Below are 19,570 nucleotides of genomic sequence, written 5' to 3' on the forward strand. Positions count from 1 at the left end.
CGAATTCAATGAAGCATATCGTCAAGAACATCCATTTCGTAGGCATCGGCGGGGCCGGCATGAGCGGCATCGCCGAGGTCCTGCTGAACCTGGGCTACAAGGTCTCGGGCTCGGACATGGGCAGCAACGCCGCCACGCGGCGCCTGGCCTCGCTGGGCGCGCGCGTCTGCCACGGCCATGATGCCGCCAATGTGGAAGGCGCCAACGCCGTGGTGGTGTCCACCGCCGTGACCAACGACAACCCCGAAGTCCTGGCCGCGCGTGCCAAGCGCATTCCCGTGGTGCCGCGCGCCGTGATGCTGGCCGAGCTGATGCGCCTGAAGCAGGGCGTTGCCATTGCCGGCACGCATGGCAAGACTACGACCACGAGCCTGGTGGCCTCGGTGCTGGCCGAGGGCGGGCTGGACCCGACCTTCGTGATCGGCGGCCGTCTGAACTCGGCCGGCGCCAACGCGCGCCTGGGCACGGGCGACTTCATCGTGGCCGAGGCCGACGAATCGGACGCGTCGTTCCTGAACCTGTTCCCGGTGATGGAAGTCATCACCAACATCGACGCCGACCACATGGACACCTACGGGCATGACTTTGCCCGGCTCAAGCAGGCGTTCGTGGAATTTACCCAGCGCCTGCCGTTCTACGGCATCGCCGTGGTGTGCGTGGATGACCCGAACGTGCGCGAGATCTTGCCGTTCGTGTCCAAGCCGGTGGTGCGCTACGGCTTTGCCGAGGACGCCCAGATCCGCGCCATCAATGCGCGGGCCGTGGACGGCCAGATGCATTTCACGGTGCTGCGCCAGCTCAACGGCCATGCGGAGCCGCCGCTGGACGTGGTGCTGAACCTGCCCGGCGAGCACAACGTGCAGAACGCGCTGGCCGCCATCGCCATTGCCACCGAACTGGAAGTGCCGGACGCCGCCATCGTCAAGGCACTGCGCGAATTCCACGGTGTGGGCCGCCGCTTCCAGCGCTACGGCGAGGTTGCCACGCCGGACGGCACCGGCACGTTCACGCTGGTGGACGACTACGGCCACCACCCGGTGGAAATGGCCGCCACGCTGGCCGCCGCGCGCGGCGCGTTCCCGGGCCGCCGCCTGGTGCTGGCGTTCCAGCCGCACCGGTACACCCGTACGCGCGACTGCTTCGAAGATTTCGTGAAGGTGCTGGGCACCGTCGACGCGCTGCTGCTGGCCGAGGTCTACGCCGCGGGCGAAGCCCCGATCGTGGCCGCCGACGGCCGCGCCCTGACCCGCGCGCTGCGCGTGGCCAACAAGGTTGAACCCGTATTTGTCGAGCAGATGGAAGACATGCCCCAGTCGATCCTGGATGCCGTGCGACCCGGCGATGTGGTCGTGACGATGGGTGCCGGCACGATCGGCACCGTACCGGGACAACTGGTGTCGCACCAGACGGGAGGCCAGCAATGAGCTTCGTGGCCCATCCCAATATCGATCCGAAGTCGCTGGGCAAGGTTGGCGTGCTGCTGGGCGGCCGCTCCGCCGAGCGCGAGATTTCGCTGATGTCCGGCAACGGCGTGCTGGCCGCGCTGAAGTCGCGCGGCGTGGATGCCCACGCGTTCGATCCTGCCCTGCAGTCCGTGGCCGAGCTGGCCGCGGCCAAGTTCGACCGCGTTTTCATCGCGCTGCACGGCCGCTACGGTGAGGACGGCACCATGCAGGGCCTGCTGGAACAGCTGGGCGTGCCCTACACGGGCAGCGGCGTGCTGCCGTCGGCGCTGGCCATGGACAAGCAGGCCACCAAGCGCCTGTGGATCACGCACGGCCTGTCCACGCCGCGCTTTGCCATGCTGCATGCCGATACCGATTTCGACGCCGTGGTGCGCGACCTGGGCCTGCCGCTGATCGTCAAGCCGGCCCGCGAAGGGTCGTCGATCGGGCTGACCAAGGTCACCGAAGCGGGCCAGATGCGCGAGGCTTTCGAGAAGGCCGCCGGCCTGGATGCCGACGTGATTGCCGAGGAATTCATCGACGGCGACGAGCTGACTTGCCCCGTGGTGGGGGAGGGCGCAGCGGCCGAAGCGCTGCCCGTTATCAAGATTGTCGCGCCCGAGTCGAACTACGACTATCAAAATAAGTACTTTACTGACGTTACCCAATACCTGTGCCCTTCAACTTTGCCGCAAACGCTTGAGGACGAAGTCCGGGCGCTGGCTGTTGAAGCGTTCCGGGTGCTGGGTTGCCGTGGCTGGGCCCGCGCGGACGTGATGCTGACGCGCGCCGGCAAGCCGTACCTGCTCGAAATGAATACGTCGCCCGGCATGACCGGCCATTCGCTCGTGCCGATGGCGGCGCGCGCGGCGGGCATCAGCTACGAGGACTTCGTGATGCAGGTACTGGCCGCCGCTACGCTGGACCTGCATCCGAACGAGCACTGGAAACCCGAATAACCGCAGTACCAAACGGCTGACCGCCCGACTGAACCGACCATGTGGCACAACACGCGCCTGCTCAACCTGATCGCCTCAGCGCTCTATGCGCTGGTGGCGCTCATGGCGCTGGGCGCTGGCCTGCTGTGGCTGGCCCAGCGGCCCGTGTTCGCCATCACCCACGTCGAGCTGACGTCGATGGACGGCGCCCAGCTGCGCCACGTGAACGCGCCGAGCGTGCGGGCCAACGCGCTGAACAAGCTGTCCGGCAACTTCTTCACGCTGGACCTCAATGCCGCGCGGCAGGCGTTCGAGTCGGTGCCCTGGGTGCGTCATGCCAGCGTGCGGCGCGAATGGCCGAACGGCCTGGCGGTGCAGGTGGAAGAGCACGAGGCGCTGGGTACCTGGGGTGGGTCGGACAGCGGCCGGCTGATCAACACCTATGGCGAGGTGTTCGTGGCCAACACCGCCGAGGCCGAGGAAGACGCGCAGCTGCTGGCGCTGGACGGGCCGCCGGACAGCGAGGAAGACGTGGTTGAGAAGCTGGAAACCATGCGGGAGTGGTTCCGGCCGATCAAGGCCGAGCCGCTTTCGGTGGCGCTGTCGGGCCGCTACGCCTGGCGGGCCAAGTTGTCGAACGGGGTGGTGATCGAGTTCGGCCGCGAGCAGAACGACGACGACCGGACGGCCATGGAGGCGCGGGTCAAGCGCTTCGTGGCGTCGTGGCCGCAGTTGACGCAGCAGTGGGGCAAGCAGATCGAGAGTGCGGACCTGCGCTATCCCAACGGATTCGCGATCCGCACGTCCAGCGTGCGCTTCCTGACCGACGCCCAGGCCCAGGCCGCGGCCAAGGCGGCAGCCAAGGCGGCAGCGGGTGGTGCCCAGGCGGCCTCGGCCGGCAATTCCAACAACAATCCGACGCGACTCAAGAGTAAGAACGCGGAGAAAACTCGATGAGCAAGGAATACAAGGACCTTCTGGTCGGTCTCGATATCGGCACCTCGAAGGTGGCGGCCGTGGTGGCGGAACTGCGCCCCGACGGCAGCTACGAGGTCATCGGGATGGGCCAGTCAGAGTCCAAGGGTTTGAAGAAAGGGGTCGTGGTCAACATCGAGGCTACCGTGCAGTCGATCCAGCGCGCGCTGGAAGAAGCCGAGCTGATGGCCGACTGCAAGATCGCGGAGGTGTTCACGGGCATTGCCGGCAGCCATATCCGCAGCTTCAACTCCAGCGGCATGGTGGCGATCAAGGACAAGGAAGTCACGCAGACGGACGTGGCCCGCGTGATCGAGACCGCCAAGGCGGTGAATATCCCGACCGACCAGCAGATCCTGCACATCCTGACGCAGGAATTCATCATCGACGGCCAGGAAGACGTGCGCGAGCCCATCGGCATGAGCGGCATCCGCCTGGAAGTGAAGGTGCATATCGTGACCGGCGCGGTCAGCGCGGCGCAGAACATCGTCAAGTGCGTGCGCCGCTGCGGGCTGGAAGTGCACGACCTGATCCTGCAACCGCTGGCATCGAGCCTGGCCGTGCTGACCGAGGACGAGAAGGAACTGGGCGTGGTGCTGGTGGATATCGGCGGCGGCACCACCGATATCGCCATCTTCAGCGAAGGCGCGATCCGCCATACGGCCGTGATCCCCATCGCCGGCGACCAGATTACGAACGACATCGCGATGGCGCTGCGCACGCCGACGCCCGATGCCGAGGACATCAAGATGCAGTACGGCATTGCCAAGCAGGCGATTGCCGACCCGGAAGACATGATCGAGGTGCCTGGCGTGGGTGACCGTGGCACGCGCACGCTGAGCCGCCAGGCGCTGGCCGCCGTGATCGAGCCGCGCATCGAGGAACTCTATTCGCTGGTGCACCAGGTGGTGCGCGAATCGGGCTACGAGGAACTGCTGTCGTCGGGCGTGGTGATCACCGGCGGCACGGCGATGATGCCGGGCATGGTGGAGCTGGGCGAGGACATTTTCCTGAAGCCGGTACGCGTGGGCGTGCCTGAATATCGCGGCAACCTGCACGAAGTGGTCAAGAGTCCGCGCTATTCGACCGTAATGGGTCTGCTGCAGGAAGGCTGCGTCCAGCGCATGCGCGGCCGCAAGGTGGCGGTGCAGAGCGGCCAGGTCAAGCAGGTATGGACACGCATGAAGGAATGGTTTGTCGGCAACTTCTGAGCCGCATGTGTGTCAGGAATTCTTCAGTGCAACGGTTTTGATGCAGTCAGCGGATCGGATCGTGGCACGTTGAGCAGGGTTTAGCAGTTTCGTTTGCCTTATTGGCTAGTAGTTCTTTGATGGTTTCTTGTTCAGGAACCAAGGGTTGCGGCGGGGAGGCTGCAGCGTTTGGGGACTGATTTTTCTCGGAGGCAGTGATGGACTTTGACATGATCGAAACGGAGATTCAGGACGGCACCATCATCAAGGTGGTGGGCGTGGGTGGTGCGGGCGGCAACGCCGTGCAGCACATGATCAGCCGGGGCGTGCAGGGCGTGGAATTCATCTGCATGAATACCGATGCCCAGGCACTGAAGCGTTCCACCGCTTCGCGCGTGCTGCAGCTCGGCAACACCGGTCTGGGAGCCGGCGCCAAGCCTGAAGTGGGCCGTAATTGCGCAGAGCAGGCGCGCGAGCAGATTGCTGACTCGCTGCGCGGCGCCCACATGGTCTTCATCACTGCCGGCATGGGCGGCGGTACCGGTACCGGTGCCGCGCCGATCGTGGCGCAGGTGGCCAAGGAAATGGGCATCCTGACCGTGGGCGTGGTCAGCAAGCCGTTCGACTTCGAAGGCGCACGCCGCGCCAAGGTGGCCGAACACGGCTCGGGCGAGCTGGAATCGTCGGTGGACTCGCTGATCGTTGTGCTCAACGAGAAGCTGTTCGAGGTGATGGGCGACGATGCCGAGATGGACAAGTGCTTCCAGTGCGCCGATGACGTGCTGCACAACGCCGTGGCCGGTATCGCCGAAATCATCAATGTCGATGGTCTGGTGAACGTCGACTTTGAAGACGTGAAGACGGTGATGGGCGAGCAGGGCAAGGCCATGATGGGCACGGCGACCGTGTCCGGCGTGGATCGCGCCCGCCTGGCTGCCGAACAGGCCGTGGCCAGCCCGCTGCTGGAAGGCGTGGACCTGTCCGGCGCGCGTGGCGTGCTGGTCAACATCACGGCCAGCCGCTCGCTGAAGCTGTCGGAAACCAAGGAAGTCATGAACACGATCCGCAGCTATGCCGCGGAAGACGCGACCGTGATCTTCGGTACGGTGTACGACGATTCGATGGGCGACGCGCTGCGCGTGACCGTGGTGGCCACGGGCCTGGGCCGTTCGGCCAAGAAGCAGCAGCCGATGACGCTGCTGAAGACCGGCACGGACAACATCCCGATGCAGATGATGGCAGGCCTGACCGCCGCGCCGGCTCACCATGCCGCGCCGGACTACAGCAACCTGGACACGCCGGCCGTGTGGCGCAGTTCGCGTGAGTCGGCATCGGCCCACGTGGCGGCGCTGCAGGAAAAGGGCGTGGACACGTACGACATCCCGGCCTTCCTGCGCAAGCAGGCGGACTGAGTTGTACGCCGGCAGGGCAGTGGCTTCCGGCCGCGCGCCTGACTGGGTGTTCGAAGTCCATCACGCATCGACACGGCGCTCCCTATCCGCCCGTCGATAGCCAGGACTGACATCGACCCGTCAGTGCGTACGGCTGCGCCGCTGCCGCGCCGCATGTCGTCCGTCGCATCCCGTTGCCGGGCAGGCAGGCCATCGGCCGCCTCCCCGGACTGGTTTCCCGCCCTCCCGGCGCGGGATGTCTCCGTCCGCGCGGCGCGTTTATCCAGACGCGCCGCGTTGGCGTTTTGAATCCAAGGTATTCCCTGCTGCACCCGCACACCGGCCCGCTTGGTTGCGGCGGCATCCGCCCCTATGATGCAGGCAGGTTTTCTCCGCTTGAGGACAGTTCAAATGATCGCCGTTGGCCAGCGCGTCCCGGACGCCACGTTGTACGAGTTTTTCGAAACGGAAGCCGGCGGCTGCTCGCTCGGTCCCAATGCATTCCCCGTGGCCGAGCTGGTCAAGGGCAAGAAGATCGTGGTGTTCGGCCTGCCTGGCGCGTTCACGCCCACCTGCTCGGCCAAGCATGTGCCGGGCTTCGTCACGCTGAACGACCAGCTTCGGGCCGCCGGTGTGGACGAAGTGTGGTGCCATTCGGTCAACGACGCCTTCGTGATGGGCGCCTGGGGTCGTGAACAGAACACCGGCGGCAAGGTTCGCATGATGGCCGACGGCGCAGCCCAGTGGGCCCGCGCGCTGGGCCTGGACCAGGACCTGAGCCAGCGTGGCCTGGGCGTGCGCGCCAAGCGCTATGCCATGGTCATCGACAATGGCGTGGTGACCCACGTGGCCGTCGAAGAGCCCGGTGAATTCAAGGTCAGCAGCGCCGAGGCAGTTCTGGAAGCGTTGCGCGCCTGACACGAAGCGTGTCAGTAAAAGTGATGTATTGGGCGATTCATTAACATTGCATAACACCCGGACACAAAGTGGTGCAGCGCAATACAGCGACTGGTGGTAGTATCGCGTTATTGGATTTTTCGCCCAATAGCTTTTAATAATAGTTGAGGCCGTCATGCTCAAACAGCGCACTATCAAATCCGTGGTGAAGACGGTCGGTATCGGTTTGCACTCGGGTCGCAAGGTGACGCTGTCGCTGAGGCCGGCCCCCGCCGATACCGGCATCGTGTTCACCCGCGTCGATCTACCGGAAGCGGTGGAGATTCCCGTTGCCGCATCGGCAATCGGCGACACGCGTCTGGCGTCGGTCCTGCAGAAGGACGGCGCCCGCGTTTCCACGGTCGAACACCTGATGTCGGCTTGCGCCGGCCTTGGCATCGATAACCTCTACGTCGACGTCGACGCCGAGGAAATTCCGATCATGGACGGCAGCGCCGCTTCGTTCGTGTTCCTGTTGCAGTCTGCAGGGATCGAGGAGCAGCCGTCGGCCAAGCGTTTCATCCGCGTGAAGAAGGCCGTGGAAGTGCGCGAGGGCGACAAGCTGGCCCGCCTGGAGCCGTTCTTCGGCTTCAAGCTCGCATTCACGATCGACTTCCGCCATCCGGCCGTCGACAAGACTGGCCAGACTTTCGAGATCGATTTTGGCGATACGAGCTATGTGCGTGAAATCGCCCGTGCTCGCACGTTCGGTTTTGCCCACGAAGTGGAAGCACTGCGCGAGATGGGCCTGGCACGCGGCGGCAGCCTCGACAACGCCATCGTGCTCGACGAGCACCGCATGCTGAACAACGAGGAACTCCGCTACGGCGACGAGTTCGTCCGCCACAAGATTCTCGACGCGATCGGTGACCTCTACGTGGTGGGCCATCCGCTGATCGGCTCGTATATCGCGCATAAGTCGGGCCACGGCCTGAACAACCAGCTGCTGCGCGCACTGCTGGCGGATCAGGAAGCCTACGAGATCGTGACGTTCGACAAGCTGGAGGAAGCGCCCACGGCGTTCCTGCCGCAGGTCCAGCCGGCGTTTGCCTGATCGTCGGCCAACGCGCCGAGTAGAAGATAAAAGTCCCGCGTTCGAGAGAACGCGGGACTTTTTGTTTCTACCGCGCCGTTAGACCGCTTGCGTCTCGGGCATCGTGGGCTTGGGGCCCGCAATGGCCAGCACGATCCCCAGCGCGACGCCAAGCAATGCCGCAAACAGGATCTGGGAGTCGGGCGGCAGCAGGAACGTCAGGCAATGGGCGGGAATCCAGAAGAACGGAATCGTCTTCTTGAAGACAAAGCCCCACTGGGTTTGCCAATCGAGTGCCTTCAGGTGTTCCGCGACAGCGACCGGCCGATATAGCGCACGCACCGATCCCTGGTGCCGGGCAATATGCATGTCGGTGATCTTGTGGGTCGCCATCATGACGGGAGAGAAAATCAGGTTCATCAGCGTACTGATGAACAGCGCCCCCACCAGTTTCAACGTCGTGAATTCACTGGCCATCGCGGCGACGACGCCGTCGACGCCAAGGTATTCCGCGAAATAGGGCGAGCCGACAGCGAAAACCTTGAAGGCGGCGCTGATGGCCAGGCCGAGAAGCCCCCATACGACCATTCTCGGCACGAGGCCAAAACCCTTTCCCGGATAACGGCCGATGCGTATGCGCTGCCCAATCACCTCGCCCAACGTCGCCAGCACGCCGAACTTGATGAAGGCCATCACCATCCCGTGGTCCGCATTGAAGTCCTTGTGGACGGCGAGTAGCTCCAGCAACAAGGAAAACGGCAGGAGGATCAGGCAGAGCAGCGCCGCTAGCGCAAGGTCCTGGATTTTCATGGGCTGCGGCAGCGTTACTTCAGGTAGCTCTCAGCCATCGCACACCAGTAGGCGGCGGGCACGAGGCACTTGTCGTTGAAGTCGTAGCCCGGGTTATGGACCATGCAATAGCCCGGTTCGTCGCCACTGCCGATCAGCATGTAGCAGCCGTTCGGATTCGCTTCCAGCATGAACGCGAAATCCTCGCTGCCCGGCAGTTGCGGTGCGTCGGTATGGACCCTGTCTTCCCCGAACATGTCCCGGGCTACCTGCACGGCAAATCGGGTGGCATCGCTGCCATTCACCAGTACCGGACTGCCGTTGACGTGCTTGACCTCGGCCGTGGCGCCAAAACTTTCCGCCTGCAGCCGGGCCACTTCGCCAATGCGCTTGAGCAGCAAGGTCCGGACGGCCGGGTTCAGCGAGCGGACGCTCAGCTTCATCAGCGCCTTGCTGTTGATGATATTGGGCGCCTGGCCAGACTGGATACTGCCGATCGTGATGACGGCTGCCTCGAATGGGGAGACGTTGCGCGAGACGATGCTTTGAAGGGCGGTGCCAATGTGGCAGGCGATGAGCGTGGCATCGATGGCTTTCTCGGGAATCGCGCCGTGGCCGCCAACACCGTTGATTTCAATATGCAGCGTATCGGACGACGCCATGAATGGGCTATCCCGGAAATAGAACTCGCATTCCCGAAATCCCGGCATATTGTGCATGGCGAAAATGGCGTCGCAGGGAAACTGCTTGAATAATCCATCGTCCAGCATTACCTTGCCGCCGTACAGCAATTCCTCGGCCAGCTGGAATAACAAATGCAGCGTGCCGTCGAAATTCCGCGTTTTCGCGAGATACTCGGCGGCACATAATAAAATCGCCGTATGCCCGTCATGGCCGCAGCCGTGGAATCTGCCCGGGACGGTGCTGCTCCATTCCTTGCCACTGTTCTCGGTCATCGGCAAGGCATCCATATCGGCGCGAATCCCTAGGCGCTTGCTGCCGTTGCCGCACTTCAACGTGCCGACCACGCCGGTCTTGGCCAGGCCGCGATTGACCTCGTAACCCCACCCGGCGAGCATCTCCGCCACCAGGTCGCTGGTGCCGGATTCCTCGAATCCCACTTCCGGGTGCTGGTGAATCTGGCGTCGGATTTTGACGAATTTCTCCCCGCTCTCCGCGATTGCTTTCAGGATGTTCTGGTGCATGGCAATTCTCCTTTGATCTTTGGCAAAAAAGATTTTCGATGGAGGCGCAATGACCATTATGCTGTCAACCCGCGCGAGCGGATTGATGTGCGGCAATTCAGGGGAAACGATTTGAACGGCGGGAAAAATCAGCGGGCAGACGTTGTTTTGGAATCCGAGCGCGCGCTCGGAAGGTAATCGTCGCGGAAAGTGAGAATCCTCTGATTACAAATACCGATGGCGCGCCATCGGTTGCGATCAGTCAGCCCTTGCGATGATGCGCGAGCAGTGCCTGCACGGCGTCTTTCAGCGGGGAGTCTTCCAGGTTGTGGGCCAGCACATCCATGCTCTGCAGGCCGGCCGGCGACATGTTCTCCGCGCGCGGCTTGCGCTCGGCGGGGCCGGTGTCCCAGTCGCCACGTCCTACCTCGGGTTGTACCCGTACACGGATTGCAGTAATCTGCGAGCCACGTTGTTGCAGCCGGGAAAGCAAAGTGGGCACCACTTGCCTGACCCGGGCGGCCGCCGCGCCATGGGCAGCCAGCAACAGCAGCGTTTGCTCCGCCTGCGGGCCGCGGCTGTCGGTCTTGATGCCGCCCACGGCGATGCCGGACCGCAAGGCCGGTGGCAGCAACGCGAAGACTTCCGCCTCCAGAGACGCCAGATGCCGTGCGGTCTGCATCAGCGCAGAAACCGGCCCGGCCTTGGCCAGCCAGTCATTCAACGGCTTGGCGTTCGGGGTCTTGTGAGCGTGGTGGGTGAACAAGCGCATGCGTGCATTCTAGCGCGCAATCCTTGCCCGTCCGAGAGCCGGGATGCGATGCCTGCATGCGCGCCGGAGCCAATGGCTCCGTCCTTGGGAACTGTGGGGGTAGGTCATGCAAATCATCGTGCTGCATCCGCGCGAGCCGCGGGTGTTCCGCTTTCAATTGACGCGTATGCGCGTCGTGCTGCTGGGCCTGGCGCTGTGTGCGCTGGTGGCCATGGCATCGTCGGGGCTGACCTGGCTGGTCGCCCGCAACCAGGCCACGCCCGAGGTGTCGCGCCAGGCTCGCGACAGTGCCTACCTGCGCGAAAACGTGGCCGTGCTGGCCACACGCCTTGGCGAACTGCAGGCGCAGATGGTGCGGCTGGACGCGCTCGGCGAGCGGGTGTCCGGACTGGCCGGCATCGCGCCCCAGGATTTCGATTTTCGCCATCGGCCGGCACGTGGCGGTCCTGCCCGCCCGGCCCCGGCCGGCGAGCTGACGCTGCCCGAACTGCAGGACGAACTGAACCAGCTGGGCAAGCAGGCCCAGCACCGGGTCGATTATTTCGACGTCATCGAAACGGCGCTGATGGACCGCCAGCTGCGCGAACGCCGCCAGCCCAGCGTGCTGCCGGTGGCCACTGGCTACGATGGGTCGAGCTTCGGCACGCGCATCGATCCCTTTACCGGCCGCCGCTCCCAGCATGACGGGGTGGACTTCGTGGCGCCGGCCGGCACGCCGATCGTGGCGGCCGCCGGTGGCGTTGTGGTGGCTTCGGAATGGCACCACGAGTACGGCAACATGATCGACGTGGACCATGGCGACGGGGTCAAGACGCGCTATGCCCACGCATCGAAAGTGCTGGTCAAGGTGGGCGATCTGGTCCGCGCGGGCCAGCAGATCGCCCGCGTGGGCAGCACCGGGCGGTCTACGGGCGCCCATCTGCATTTCGAAGTCCATGTGAATGGCGTGCCACGCAACCCCGGCGCGTTCCTGGTGGCCGCGGCACCCGCGCCGGCCCAGGCCGCCCTGGCGGCCGCGCCGGTGCCGACCGACCGCACCGCCATCCGCTGACAACATTGCGCTTCACCGGAACATTGAAGGTGGCGCACCTGTCCCAACCTGCTGCAAAGGCTGCCCGTCAAAGTGGCCGAGGCTGTTGCACCTGTACAGAATCTGTGCTGGCAACAGGCCCGGTCAGGACATCGGCACATGATAAACTCGGCGTTTCGCGCCAATCTACCCATTCCTCGCGCGTGTCTGGCCGGTCTTGCGCCGGTCTGCCGCGCAGGTGAAAGCACTCGATGATCACGGGCCTTCTCAAGAAAGTCTTCGGCAGCCGCAACGAACGGCTGATCAAACAATATCGCCGCACGGTCGCGCAGATCAACGCGCTCGAGCCGAAGTTCGAGGCACTTTCGGACGACGAACTGCGTGGCATGACGGAGACGTTCCGCCAGCGCCATGCCGGCGGCGAATCGCTCGAATCCCTGCTGCCAGAGGCGTTTGCCGTCTGCCGCGAAGCCAGCAAGCGCGTCATGAAGATGCGCCACTTCGACGTGCAGATGATCGGCGGCATGGTGCTGAACGACAACAAGATTGCCGAAATGCGCACCGGTGAGGGCAAGACCCTGACCGCCACGCTGGCCGTGTACCTGAATGCGCTGACCGGCAAGGGCGTGCACGTGGTGACGGTGAACGACTACCTGGCCCAGCGCGACGCCGAGTGGATGGGGCGCCTGTACAACTTCCTGGGGCTGTCGGTGGGTGTGAACCTGTCGCAGATGCCGCACGACCAGAAGCAACTGGCGTACAACTCGGATATCACGTACGGCACCAACAACGAATTCGGCTTCGACTACCTGCGCGACAACATGGTCTACGACCCGTCGCAGCGCGTACAGCGTCCGCTGCATTACGCGATCGTCGACGAAGTTGACTCGATCCTGATCGATGAGGCGCGTACGCCGCTGATCATCTCGGGTCAGGCCGAGAACCAGACCGATCTCTACCAGCGCATGAACGGCATTCCGAAGCTGCTCGAGCGCCAGATCGGCGAGGAAAAGGCCGACGGCACCGGCGTAGAGAAGCCGGGCGACTACTACGTGGACGAAAAGGGCCATCAGGTCTACATGACCGAGGCCGGACACGAGAAGGCCGAGCAAATCCTGGTCGCGCAAGGCCTGATTGGCGAGGGTGAATCGCTCTACGCGCCGCAGAACATCACGCTGATGCACCACCTGTACGCGGCATTGCGCGCGCACTGCCTGTTCCACCGCGACCAGCATTACGTGGTGCAGAACGACGAAGTGGTGATCGTGGATGAATTCACGGGCCGCCTGATGACGGGCCGCCGCTGGTCGGACGGCCTGCACCAGGCCGTGGAAGCCAAGGAAGGCGTGTCCGTCCAGCAGGAAAACCAGACGCTGGCGACGATCACGTTCCAGAACTATTTCCGCATGTACGAGAAGCTGGCCGGCATGACCGGCACGGCCGACACCGAAGCGTACGAATTCCAGGAGATCTACGGCCTGGAAGTGGTGGTGATTCCGACCAACCGCCAGGCGCAGCGCAAGGACATGCAGGACCAGATCTACAAGACGTCGAAGGAGCGCTACGACGCCGTGGTGCGCGATATCCGCGACTGCTACGAGCGCGGCCAGCCGGTGCTGGTGGGTACGACGTCGATCGAAACGTCCGAATATCTGTCGGATCTGCTGAACAAGGAAAACCTGCCCCATCAGGTGCTGAACGCCAAGCAGCATGAGCGCGAAGCCGAGATCGTGGCGCAGGCCGGACGTCCGAAGATGATCACGATCGCCACGAACATGGCCGGTCGCGGTACCGACATCGTGCTGGGCGGCAACGTGGAAAAGCAGGCCGGCTTCATCGATGCCGACGCGAGCCTGCCGGACGCGGAGAAGGCGGCGAAGATCGAGCAGCTCAAGAACGAATGGCAGTCGCTGCACGAGCAGGTCAAGGCATCGGGCGGCCTGCATATCGTCGGCACCGAGCGCCACGAGTCGCGCCGGATCGACAACCAGCTGCGTGGCCGTGCCGGCCGCCAGGGTGACCCGGGTTCGTCGCGCTTCTACCTGTCGCTGGACGACCAGCTGCTGCGCATCTTCGCGGGCGACCGCGTGCGCGCGATCATGGAACGCCTGAAGATGCCCGAAGGCGAGCCGATCGAGGCCGGCATCGTCACGCGCTCGATCGAATCGGCGCAGCGCAAGGTGGAAGGCCGCAACTTCGACATCCGCAAGCAGCTGCTGCAGTACGACGACGTGGCCAACGACCAGCGCAAGGAGATCTACAAGCTCCGTAACGACGTGCTGGAAGCCAACGACGTGGGCGACATGGTCGCCAACCTGCGCGAAAGCGTGATCGTGGAGCTGTTCCGCGACCACGTGCCGGCCGAGACCATGGAAGAGCAGTGGGACATCGCCGGCCTGGAGCAGCGTCTGCGCGACGACTGGAGCCTGGACGTGCCGCTGGCCAAGACCATCGAAGGCGCCCAGAGCATCGAGGACGAGGAACTGCTGAACCTGATCCTGAAGACCGCGCGCGAAACGTACGACGCCAAGGTGACGCAGGTGGGCCGCGACTCGTTTGCCGGCTTCGAGCGCTCGGTCATGCTGCAGAGCATCGATACGCACTGGCGCGAGCACCTGGCCGCGCTGGATCACCTGCGCCAGGGTATCCACCTGCGCGGCTACGCGCAGAAGGATCCGAAGCAGGAGTACAAGCGCGAGTCGTTCGAACTGTTCGCGCGCCTGCTGGACCTGATCAAGAGCGAAGTCACGCGCGTGGTGTTCAACGTGCAGATCCAGTCGCCGGAGCAACTGGAACAGGCTTCGGAAGAAATCGAGGAAGGCCTGTCGCACCTGGCGAACGTGCAATACAAGCACGACGAGTTTGCCCAGGGTGGCGAGCCGGTGGAAGAGGCGTCGCCGCGCAGCGGCACGGCCGCCGCCGCGCTGGCCGCGATGGGCGGCGACGTGGCGCTGGCCGGCATGCCCAAGGTCGGCCGCAACGATCCGTGCCCGTGCGGATCGGGCAAGAAGTTCAAGCAATGCCACGGCAAGCTGAGCTGAAGCCAGCCGCGACATAGCAGTCAACCAGACATGCCCGCTTGAGTTGGTGCTCAAGCGGGCATGTTCGTCAGAAGCATCGGAAGTATCAGAGATTTAGAGGAAACGCACATGCCCGTGAACTTGCCCCTGCCGCAGGCAGAAAACCTGAAATCCGTCGCTGGTGTCGAGCTCGGCTGGGCCGAGGGCGGCATCCGCAAGGCCAATCGCAAGGATGTGCTGGTGGTGAAGGTGGCCGAAGGCAGCACGGTGGCGGGCGTGTTCACGCAGAACCGATTCTGCGCCGCGCCGGTGCAGGTTTGCCGCGAACACCTGGCAGCAGGTGCCATCCGCGCGCTGGTGGTCAATACCGGCAATGCCAACGCGGGCACTGGCGAGCCGGGCCTGGCAGCGGCGCGGGCCACGTGCGACGCGCTGGCCAAGCAACTGGGCATCGCCGCCAACCAGGTGCTGCCGTTCTCGACCGGCGTGATCCTGGAGCAACTGCCGGTGGACCGCCTGACCGCAGCGCTGCCTGCCGCCATCGGCAACCTGCGCGCCGACAACTGGCTGGCCGCCGCCGAGTCGATCATGACCACCGACACGCAGCCCAAGGCGGCATCGCGCACGGTGCAGATCGACGGCAAGACGGTGACGATGTCCGGCATCAGCAAGGGCGCCGGCATGATCCGCCCGAACATGGCGACGATGCTGGGTTTCATCGCCATGGATGCCGCCGTGGCGCAGCCTGTGCTGCAGAAGCTGGTGTCGCACGCCGCCGACCATTCGTTCAACAGCATCACGATCGATGGCGACACGTCGACCAATGACTCGTTCGTGCTGATCGCGTCGGGCAAGTCCGGCGCTACGGTGAACAGCGCCGAAGGCCCGGCCTTCGAGGCACTGCGCGACGCGGTGACCGCGCTGGCGCAGGAACTGGCGCAAATGATCGTGCGCGATGGCGAAGGTGCCACCAAGCTGATGACGATCCGCGTAGAAGGCGGCAAGGATGTGGCCGAATGCCGCCAGATCGCCTATGCCGTGGCCCACTCGCCTCTGGTCAAGACCGCATTCTTTGCGTCGGACCCCAACCTGGGCCGTATCCTGGCGGCCGTTGGATACGCTGGCGTGAACGACCTCGACGTCGACCGCGTGAACCTGTGGCTGGACGACGTCTGGGTGGCACGCGACGGTGGCCGTAACCCCGACTACCGTGAGGAAGACGGCCAGCGCGTGATGAAGCAGGCCGAGATCACGGTGCGCATCGCGCTGGGCCGTGGCAATGCCGACGCGACGGTATGGACCTGCGACCTGTCGCATGACTACGTGTCGATCAACGCTGACTACCGTTCGTAAGCCGGCTCGCAAGCCCGGCTCGTAAATTCCGGAACCCTTTCGTTTTCGCCTGAGAAGAAGCGCCCCATGTCCGATCTTGCTACACGCCTCGATGGCTTCCTTGCCCGCCTTGAACAATGGCTCCCGCCCGAACTGACCGAGGCGGACTGGAAGGAGGCGGTAGCGTTTCGCTGGCGCAAGCGGCAAAGCCTGTTCGGCAACATCGGCTATCTGCAGGCGATTCGCCAACTGCCGCCGATCCATCTGGGCGACCTGAAGAACATCGATCGCCAGAAAGATGCCATCGTCCGCAACACGCGCCAGTTCGTGAAGAACCTGCCGGCCAACAACGTGCTGCTGACGGGCGCGCGCGGTACCGGCAAGTCGTCGCTGATCAAGGCGTGCCTGAACGAATTCGTGCAGGATGGCCTGCGCCTGGTGGAAGTGGACAAGGACGACCTGGGTGACCTTGGCGACATCGTCGAGAACCTGGCATCGCGTCCGGAGCGCTTTGTGATCTTCTGCGATGACCTGTCGTTCGAGGAAGGCGAATCGGGCTACAAGTCGCTGAAATCGGCGCTGGACGGATCGGTGGCCGCGCAGTCGGACAACGTGCTGATCTACGCCACGTCGAACCGCCGCCATCTGCTGCCCGAGTACATGAAGGACAACGAGACGTACCAGCACACGGCCGATGGAGAGATCCATCCGGGCGAGGTGGTGGAAGAAAAGATCTCGCTGTCGGAGCGCTTCGGCCTGTGGTTGTCGTTCTACCCGCCGAAGCAGGACGAATACCTGGCGATCGTCGGTCACTGGCTGTCGCACTTTGGTTGCTCGCCGGCCGATATCGAGGCCGCGCGCGGCGACGCGCTGGTGTGGGCGCTGGAACGCGGGTCCCGCTCGGGCCGTGTGGCCTGGCAATTCGCGCGCGACTGGGGCGGCAAGCATGGCCAGCCGTTCGTCGCGGACAAGGCATAGCATGACGAGTCAGGTGGATACCGTGACGACCGCCGACGGACAGACGCGCAAGGTCACCGAGGTGGCCGTGGGCGTGATGATCCAGCCCGATGGCCGCTTTCTGCTGGCGCAGCGCCCGGCCGGCAAGCCGTACGAAGGCTACTGGGAATTCCCGGGCGGCAAGCTGGAGCCGGGCGAAACCGTGGAGGCCGCGCTGGCGCGCGAGCTGCACGAGGAGCTGGGGCTCGACATCCTGCGCAGCGAACGTTGGCATACGCTCGAACACGACTATCCGCACGCCTATGTGCGGCTGTATTTCTGCAAGATCACCGATTGGCGCGGCGAGCCGGTCGGCAGGGAAGGCCAGGCGTTTTCCTGGCAGGCGGTGCCCGTTGATGTGGGGCCGCTGCTACCGGCGACGATTCCGGTCGTCGACTGGCTGGCGGAGGAATCCCGCACCAACTGATGCAGAGAAAGCGTGCCCGGCAAATTAGCCGGGCATTTTCGTTAACCGGCCAGAAAACGAATCAGGAGGCTCCATGCAACGTGTCGATCGTATCGATGACGCTGTCTCGCTGCCCGAACTGACAATACGCGGCATCATCCTCGGTGCACTGATCACGGTAGTGTTCACCGCTTCGAATATCTACCTTGGTCTCAAGGTGGGGCTGACCTTCTCGTCGGCCATTCCCGCCGCCGTGATCTCGATGGCCGTGCTGCGGCTGTTTCCCGGCGCGAACATCCTCGAAAACAACATGGTGCAGACGCAGGCGTCGGCGGCCGGCACCCTGTCCTCGATCATTTTCATCCTGCCCGGCCTGGTCATGCTGGGCCACTGGCAGGGGTTCCCGTTCTGGCAGACGCTGGCGATCTGCGCGGCCGGCGGCATGCTGGGCGTGATCTTCAGCATTCCGCTGCGCCACGCGATGGTGGTGCAGAGCGACCTGCCGTACCCCGAAGGCGTGGCCGCGGCGGAAATCCTGCGCGTGGGTAGCGCCGCCGGCCAGGACGCCACGGGCAAGAAGCAGGCTACCGGCCTGGCGGACCTGATGGCTGGCGGCTTGGCGGCCGGACTCTTCAGCTTTGCCGCCGGGGGCCTGCGATTGCTGGCCGAAGGCGCCAATGCCTGGTTGGCGGCGGGTGCGTCGGTGGTGCGCCTGTCGATGGGCTTCTCGCTGGCACTGGTGGGCGCGGGTTACCTGGTGGGCATCGTCGGCGGGCTGGCCATGCTGCTCGGGCTGATTCTGACCTGGGGGATCGCGGTGCCGTGGCTGACGGCCATCACGCCGATGCCGTCGGGTGCCACGCTGCAGAGCTTTGGCACATCGGTCTGGAGCTCGCAGGCGCGGTTCATCGGCGCTGGCACCATCGGTATCGCGGCGATCTGGACGCTTGGCACGCTGTTCAAGCCGATGGTGGAGGGCGTGCGCGCGTCGATGGGCGCGCTGCGCGGCGGCGCGGGCAATAGCGGCGGCGAGATTCCGCGCACGCAGCGGGACATGCCGGCCATGTGGATCGGCATCATCACATTGGTGCTGCTGGTGGTGCTGGCCATCACGTTCGGCCACTTCCTGGCGCCCGCGCCGCTGGACGCCAGTGCCAGCTGGAAGCTGGTGGCGTGCGCCGTGCTGTTCGCGTTCGTATTCGGGTTTCTGGTCGCGGCGGCGTGCGGCTACATGGCGGGCCTGGTCGGATCTTCCGCCAGCCCGATCTCGGGCATCGGCATCATTGCGGTCATCCTGGTGTCGCTGCTGATCCTGGGGCTGGGCACGCTGGAAGGGCTGCTCGACACACCGGAAGGCGGCAAATTCGCGATTGCGCTGGCGATCTTCACGACATCGGCCGTGGTGGCGGTGGCGTCGATCTCGAACGACAACCTGCAGGACCTGAAGACGGGCTGGCTGGTCGGTGCCACGCCTTGGCGCCAGCAGGTGGCGCTGCTGATTGGCTGCGCCGTGGGCGCGGCGGTCATCCCGCCGGTGCTGGAGTTGCTCTATCACGCGTACGGCTTTGCCGGCGCCTTGCCGCGTGCGGACATGGACCCCAACGCCGCACTGGCCGCGCCCCAGGCCACGCTGATGACGGCAATCGCCACGGGCATTTTCACGCACCAGCTCAACTGGACGATGATCCTGATTGGCGTCGGCCTGGGCGTGGTGCTGATCTCGATCGACGAGATGCTGCGGCGGCGCGGTGGCGTGGCGCGCCTGCCCGTGCTGGCGGTCGGCATCGGCATCTACCTGCCGCCGACGATCAGCTCGGCACTGGTGGTGGGCGCGGTGCTGTCGTGGTGGCTGCTGCGTACGGAACGCCGCCGTGCCGAGGCGCGTGGCGACGACGTGAAGACAGTGCTCGACCATGCCGAACGGCGTGGCACGCTGCTGGCGTCGGGACTGATTGTCGGGGAAAGCCTGGTGGGCGTGGCGCTGGCCGCGATCATCGGCCTGTCGGGCAAGGAAGTACCGCTGGCCGTGGTGGGCGAGGGGTTTGCCGCTACGTCACAGTGGCTGGGACTGGCGGCGTTCGTGCTGGTCTGCGTGGGATTCTGCCGCAGGGTGCTGGCCGCACGTTGAGTGTC

General features: G+C 64.6%; 16 protein-coding genes. 13 read left to right on the forward strand and 3 right to left on the reverse strand.

Going from position 1 to position 19,570, the window contains the following annotated elements; genetic code table 11:
• Positions 1-8 precede the first annotated feature (8 nt).
• The 7 genes from murC (at position 9) to lpxC (ending at position 7,929) form a co-directional block, all read left to right on the forward strand.
• Positions 9-1,424, forward strand: coding sequence for a UDP-N-acetylmuramate--L-alanine ligase (gene murC, locus MFF62_RS23295; protein WP_238265484.1), 1,416 nt, complete (start codon positions 9-11; stop codon positions 1,422-1,424).
• Positions 1,421-2,404: a D-alanine--D-alanine ligase gene (locus MFF62_RS23300; protein ID WP_238265485.1), complete on the forward strand. Its 984-nt coding sequence runs from the start codon at positions 1,421-1,423 to the stop codon at positions 2,402-2,404. Before murC ends, MFF62_RS23300 begins: the two co-directional genes overlap by 4 nt.
• Before the next feature lie 39 nt (positions 2,405-2,443).
• Positions 2,444-3,340, forward strand: a complete 897-nt coding sequence (locus MFF62_RS23305) for a cell division protein FtsQ/DivIB (protein WP_238265486.1) — start codon at positions 2,444-2,446, stop codon at positions 3,338-3,340.
• On the forward strand, positions 3,337-4,569 hold the full coding sequence (gene ftsA / locus MFF62_RS23310; RefSeq protein WP_061955279.1) for a cell division protein FtsA: 1,233 nt from the start codon (positions 3,337-3,339) through the stop codon (positions 4,567-4,569). Before MFF62_RS23305 ends, ftsA begins: the two co-directional genes overlap by 4 nt.
• Before the next feature lie 197 nt (positions 4,570-4,766).
• A complete protein-coding gene (ftsZ, locus tag MFF62_RS23315) occupies positions 4,767-5,960 on the forward strand; it encodes a cell division protein FtsZ (protein WP_238265487.1) in 1,194 nt (397 codons plus the stop codon).
• A 390-nt stretch (positions 5,961-6,350) separates the two neighbouring features.
• Entirely contained in the window at positions 6,351-6,857 is a 507-nt protein-coding gene (locus tag MFF62_RS23320) for a peroxiredoxin (protein ID WP_238265488.1), read from the forward strand.
• A 154-nt stretch (positions 6,858-7,011) separates the two neighbouring features.
• Positions 7,012-7,929 (forward strand): UDP-3-O-acyl-N-acetylglucosamine deacetylase, encoded by a 918-nt coding sequence (lpxC, locus tag MFF62_RS23325; RefSeq protein ID WP_238265489.1) that lies wholly within the window; start codon positions 7,012-7,014, stop codon positions 7,927-7,929.
• Positions 7,930-8,007: 78 nt separating this feature from the next.
• Here the strand turns inward: lpxC and MFF62_RS23330 are convergent, their stop codons facing one another.
• The 3 genes from MFF62_RS23330 to MFF62_RS23340 form a co-directional block, all read right to left on the reverse strand.
• Positions 8,008-8,718: a hypothetical protein gene (locus MFF62_RS23330; RefSeq protein WP_238265490.1), complete on the reverse strand. Its 711-nt coding sequence runs from the start codon at positions 8,716-8,718 to the stop codon at positions 8,008-8,010.
• 14 nt (positions 8,719-8,732) lie between these two features.
• Positions 8,733-9,902 (reverse strand): M20 aminoacylase family protein, encoded by a 1,170-nt coding sequence (locus MFF62_RS23335; RefSeq protein WP_238265491.1) that lies wholly within the window; start codon positions 9,900-9,902, stop codon positions 8,733-8,735.
• 241 nt (positions 9,903-10,143) lie between these two features.
• Positions 10,144-10,653, reverse strand: coding sequence for a DciA family protein (locus MFF62_RS23340; RefSeq protein ID WP_238265492.1), 510 nt, complete (start codon positions 10,651-10,653; stop codon positions 10,144-10,146).
• 106 nt (positions 10,654-10,759) lie between these two features.
• On the opposite strand from MFF62_RS23340, the gene MFF62_RS23345 reads away from it, so the two are divergent.
• The 6 genes from MFF62_RS23345 (at position 10,760) to MFF62_RS23370 (ending at position 19,565) form a co-directional block, all read left to right on the forward strand.
• Positions 10,760-11,704, forward strand: a complete 945-nt coding sequence (locus MFF62_RS23345; protein WP_238265493.1) for a M23 family metallopeptidase — start codon at positions 10,760-10,762, stop codon at positions 11,702-11,704.
• Positions 11,705-11,934: 230 nt separating this feature from the next.
• On the forward strand, positions 11,935-14,724 hold the full coding sequence (secA, locus tag MFF62_RS23350; protein WP_238265494.1) for a preprotein translocase subunit SecA: 2,790 nt from the start codon (positions 11,935-11,937) through the stop codon (positions 14,722-14,724).
• Between the two features lie 108 nt (positions 14,725-14,832).
• A complete protein-coding gene (gene argJ / locus MFF62_RS23355; protein ID WP_238265495.1) occupies positions 14,833-16,056 on the forward strand; it encodes a bifunctional glutamate N-acetyltransferase/amino-acid acetyltransferase ArgJ in 1,224 nt (407 codons plus the stop codon).
• 66 nt (positions 16,057-16,122) lie between these two features.
• Positions 16,123-17,013: an ATP-binding protein gene (locus MFF62_RS23360; protein WP_238265496.1), complete on the forward strand. Its 891-nt coding sequence runs from the start codon at positions 16,123-16,125 to the stop codon at positions 17,011-17,013.
• A 1-nt stretch (position 17,014) separates the two neighbouring features.
• Positions 17,015-17,458, forward strand: coding sequence for an NUDIX domain-containing protein (locus MFF62_RS23365; RefSeq protein WP_283205371.1), 444 nt, complete (start codon positions 17,015-17,017; stop codon positions 17,456-17,458).
• A gap of 73 nt (positions 17,459-17,531) precedes the next feature.
• Entirely contained in the window at positions 17,532-19,565 is a 2,034-nt protein-coding gene (locus tag MFF62_RS23370; protein ID WP_238265497.1) for an OPT family oligopeptide transporter, read from the forward strand.
• Positions 19,566-19,570 lie beyond the last annotated feature (5 nt).

The sequence above is a fragment of the Cupriavidus pauculus genome (assembly GCF_022179805.1).
Taxonomy (GTDB): Bacteria; Pseudomonadota; Gammaproteobacteria; order Burkholderiales; family Burkholderiaceae; genus Cupriavidus; species Cupriavidus pauculus_E.

Bases quoted from the DNA above. Each gene is read 5' to 3' on its own strand.
- murC (WP_238265484.1), top strand. From the start codon at position 9: ATGAAGCATATCGTCAAGAACATCCATTTCGTAGGCATCGGCGGGGCC.
- secA (WP_238265494.1), top strand. From the start codon at position 11,935: ATGATCACGGGCCTTCTCAAGAAAGTCTTCGGCAGCCGCAACGAACGG.
- MFF62_RS23300 (WP_238265485.1), top strand. From the start codon at position 1,421: ATGAGCTTCGTGGCCCATCCCAATATCGATCCGAAGTCGCTGGGCAAG.
- lpxC (WP_238265489.1), top strand. From the start codon at position 7,012: ATGCTCAAACAGCGCACTATCAAATCCGTGGTGAAGACGGTCGGTATC.
- argJ (WP_238265495.1), top strand. From the start codon at position 14,833: ATGCCCGTGAACTTGCCCCTGCCGCAGGCAGAAAACCTGAAATCCGTC.
- MFF62_RS23365 (WP_283205371.1), top strand. From the start codon at position 17,015: ATGACGAGTCAGGTGGATACCGTGACGACCGCCGACGGACAGACGCGC.
- MFF62_RS23345 (WP_238265493.1), top strand. From the start codon at position 10,760: ATGCAAATCATCGTGCTGCATCCGCGCGAGCCGCGGGTGTTCCGCTTT.
- MFF62_RS23370 (WP_238265497.1), top strand. From the start codon at position 17,532: ATGCAACGTGTCGATCGTATCGATGACGCTGTCTCGCTGCCCGAACTG.
- MFF62_RS23320 (WP_238265488.1), top strand. From the start codon at position 6,351: ATGATCGCCGTTGGCCAGCGCGTCCCGGACGCCACGTTGTACGAGTTT.
- MFF62_RS23360 (WP_238265496.1), top strand. From the start codon at position 16,123: ATGTCCGATCTTGCTACACGCCTCGATGGCTTCCTTGCCCGCCTTGAA.
- ftsZ (WP_238265487.1), top strand. From the start codon at position 4,767: ATGGACTTTGACATGATCGAAACGGAGATTCAGGACGGCACCATCATC.
- MFF62_RS23335 (WP_238265491.1), bottom strand. From the start codon at position 9,902: ATGCACCAGAACATCCTGAAAGCAATCGCGGAGAGCGGGGAGAAATTC.
- MFF62_RS23330 (WP_238265490.1), bottom strand. From the start codon at position 8,718: ATGAAAATCCAGGACCTTGCGCTAGCGGCGCTGCTCTGCCTGATCCTC.
- MFF62_RS23340 (WP_238265492.1), bottom strand. From the start codon at position 10,653: ATGCGCTTGTTCACCCACCACGCTCACAAGACCCCGAACGCCAAGCCG.
- MFF62_RS23305 (WP_238265486.1), top strand. From the start codon at position 2,444: ATGTGGCACAACACGCGCCTGCTCAACCTGATCGCCTCAGCGCTCTAT.
- ftsA (WP_061955279.1), top strand. From the start codon at position 3,337: ATGAGCAAGGAATACAAGGACCTTCTGGTCGGTCTCGATATCGGCACC.